This is a genomic window from Endozoicomonas sp. SESOKO4 (assembly GCF_024606275.1).
In genome coordinates this window covers 1-3,255 of record NZ_JAHHPS010000035.1, presented here as the reverse complement: position 1 = coordinate 3,255, position 3,255 = coordinate 1, and the positions used below count along the sequence as shown (strand labels likewise).

Sequence of the window (3,255 nt, the reverse complement as noted above, 5' to 3'; positions counted from 1 at the left end):
TAATTATGGCAATGAGCTGGGTGTTCTGTCGGAAGACACCTGGACTTTTGCCCAAACTGCTGCTGAAGCAAAAGAAATGGGCTTTTGGGCGTTTCACGTAGACAGCTTGTTCTGGTCAGTTCTGCTGGGTGTGGTCTTTATTAGTAGAGGGGTCAGCCAGCTTACTGCCTGAATCAAAGCAAATGCACCGAACATCGCCAAGGGTTCGATTGACGGTATCAGTGTAAAAATCAGAATGAACGCAAGGATCGTTAAAGCAAACTTTCCGGCTTCACCCTGGTAAAATGACCTGACTATTTCCTGCGCCGCACTGGCTCCCCGATATCGAAATGCTCTCCAGACCAGATAAGCATTGGGGATACTGCATGCCAAACCACCTGACAGAGCGGATACAGCGAAAGACTTACCCAGCGGCAGCAAAAGCAATGTCAGAGATACTGTAGTCAACAGTTGAGCAACGACAACACGATAGAAACGCGGCTGTTGCAAATGCGGGTACCTGGCCCGACTGTCACTTCTAAACATCTCTTTGCTTTTGGCTCTCCACGTCGTTTCTACAGACATAGATTCCTGTATTTTACCTGAACATCATGACAGGCCTGATAAGTCTTAATCCGCCCCTCAGAAACTGGCAGGGGTTTCAGCCTTTGCGATGTGTGAAGACAGTTAAACATCAGATGGTAAAACTTCACACAACTGAAAATCTTAGAACTTTTTTTCACCCCTTCGGCGCGCGAAAGTATACTAGTGACATGCACCTACGTTCAACTAATATCTTAAGGGTTGGTTTTATACGACTACGGAACAGTAACATCCCGCCAACCTGAATGGATAGCGGCCAATCATTAACTGATTAAAAGCTTGTCATCCCATCTCAAAATAAAATCAGAGACTTTCTTGATCACACCACTTCAATATTTTTTTCTGTTTAGTAACAAATAAAAATGACGATTCAGGGTCAGGTCAGACACGCTGATTGTTGATAGCAGACCCGCATTCCTGGCTCGCCATACAGCCAGGTTGGAAATACAACCAATACCCAGTCCTTCCATGACAGCCTGCTTAACGGCTTCAGCCCGGTTAAGGCTCATAATGACGTTGGGCGTACACAAGCGTGCAGCCAGCACTTCATCAAACAGTTCACGTGTTCCCGAGCCTGTCTCCCTGAGTATCCACTCTTCGTCTTTCAGTGACTGAAGATCCACTGTCTTCCCGGCCATGGGATGATCAGGGTGACAAATAATAACAAGCTCATCTTCGCGCCAGGGGATCACTTCAATATCCGGGTGCAGACAGCTACCTTCCACTACGGCCAGATCAACCTCCATAGCCAATATTCTCTGCTGAATACTACGGGTATTATCAACCGTCAATTCGGCCCTGATATGAGGGAATTCCTTGAAAAAATCCCCAAGGATACGAGGCATCAGGTTATTGCCAATGGTGGAACTTGCATGAATCTTCAGCGCTCCCTCTTCATAACAGCTGTTCTCTATAAACTGCGTTTCGATCTCATGGGCGCGGTCAATCAGCTCTGCAGCCAATGGTAATAATGCACGTCCAGAATCGTTTAATGTCATGGACGCGCCAGCGTGCCGGTCAAATAAAGGACCTAAATGCTTCTCCAGTTCTGACAGAGCCATACTGGCAGCAGGCTGTGAAATAAACAGCGATTCTGCCGCTGCAGTGACTCTGCCGCACTGGGCGACCGCCTTAAAAATTGCAAGCTGTCTCAATGTGATATGCATCTACTGCTCCGATACCAATGGCCCACTCAAAAAGGACGTTACGACCGCGGTTGGCATAAATTAAACATGGCTGAAACCAATCTCAACAGACATAAAATAATATTACATTTATCGCATAAATAATTGATTTTTAATTATAAAGAAGAGTATGTCATCTTTCGATAATTTTTGTTTTTTCTAAGGAGTCCGAACAAGTTTTGAATTAAAAATAGATTTACAATCACCTACTCATAAGTCTTCCTTATAAGACTCCATTGATTTATTGATTATTCAAGAAATAAGCCTGCTTCTTATAATTTATTGACCATCACCAGACCAATAATAAAACTTTTTATAGGGATCTTTTGAAAGCGTACCCAAAAGAAATTCCTATAACAATTATCCAATGAGGAGTAGCCATGCACAGGGAATATGATGACACTAATATAAGGCATTGGGTTGATCTTAAAAAACAAACATCTGTTCTCGAGAAAATTGTGACTTGCAAACAAAAGAGAAAAACCCCATCAACACTTGATAGTCTTAGCGCTTTTTTTCGTGAAGCAGATAAGTATTTGAAATAAGCATTTTGTAGGAAAATTTATCCTGCTTTTTCATCCTCCCTGGCTTTTTTCAGGATAAAATACGATAACTTTTTCAGGGTTAAACCGGGTTTGATCAAGTAATGAGCTGATTTAACCAACCCGGATAATAGTGATATACAGAACACATAAGCTCGACTTATAAGTGTCTATAGTTTTATTGATTATCCGCAGAGACCTTCAGACCTCTATAATTCGCTCGCCATCATCAAGAACAATACGTAACCGCTACTTTCAACTTCCGACATTGAAAGATCGGCAGATACGACCGAGATCACGAGTCACGACAAAAATATAAAACATATTAAGCACATAGCATTTGCACCAGAAGAACAGCCACTGTTCCTGGAAATGCATTTATCATAGCAGTGAAATTGTTATCGGATTTTGTTTATTAAAACCAGTAATCTTCAGGACAAAATTCTATAGCTTTTTCAAACTGACAGTGTGCGACAGCTATTAGGCTGCTTTATGCAGCCGATTTTTTGGTCTGCAATCTGCCTACATTCTGCTCGACTTCTGAGCCCATTTTTAAAAACGCTTCATTAAAAACAATTAGCCGCTTTCAATATCGCTTCTCTGACAGGTCAATCCAGTAATACTCTAATTGTTGTTGGCACTGGGAACAACCTGACCTTTCTCTTTAGTCGTTTGACCAATGTAATCAGCCAGGACCTGACGATTTTCATCAGGAGCAGCGAAAGCAACAAACTTCTCTCTGGTACCTGCAAAGTTACCATCACCAAAGTCCCGGTTGGTGCGATCCAGTCAGACAACCCAGTTCCCTTCGGGCACCATCCAGTCAACGACCATTGTGGAAATATTATCAAGCTCCATGCCACTCCGGGCGAAGAAGCGCTTGAGACGCTTACGCCTGGAGTCGATCTCGGTACCGTGCCCCACAGTTCGGGCAATACGGGACAGGT

The 3,255-nt window shown here is 43.3% G+C and carries 2 protein-coding genes; both read right to left on the bottom strand.

Translation table 11 applies throughout. The annotated features are described in order from the left end of the window. Window positions 1–93: 93 nt before the first annotated feature. Window positions 94–564 (bottom strand): ATP synthase subunit I, encoded by a 471-nt coding sequence (locus tag KDK16_RS00545; protein ID WP_257274225.1) that lies wholly within the window; start codon window positions 562–564, stop codon window positions 94–96. 347 nt (window positions 565–911) lie between these two features. Beyond that, a complete protein-coding gene (locus KDK16_RS00540; RefSeq protein WP_257274224.1) occupies window positions 912–1,748 on the bottom strand; it encodes a LysR substrate-binding domain-containing protein in 837 nt (278 codons plus the stop codon). Window positions 1,749–3,255: the final 1,507 nt, after the last annotated feature.

Coding starts and splice junctions, on each gene's coding strand:
- KDK16_RS00545 (WP_257274225.1), bottom strand. CDS start 564: ATGTCTGTAGAAACGACGTGGAGAGCCAAAAGCAAAGAGATGTTTAGA.
- KDK16_RS00540 (WP_257274224.1), bottom strand. CDS start 1,748: ATGCATATCACATTGAGACAGCTTGCAATTTTTAAGGCGGTCGCCCAG.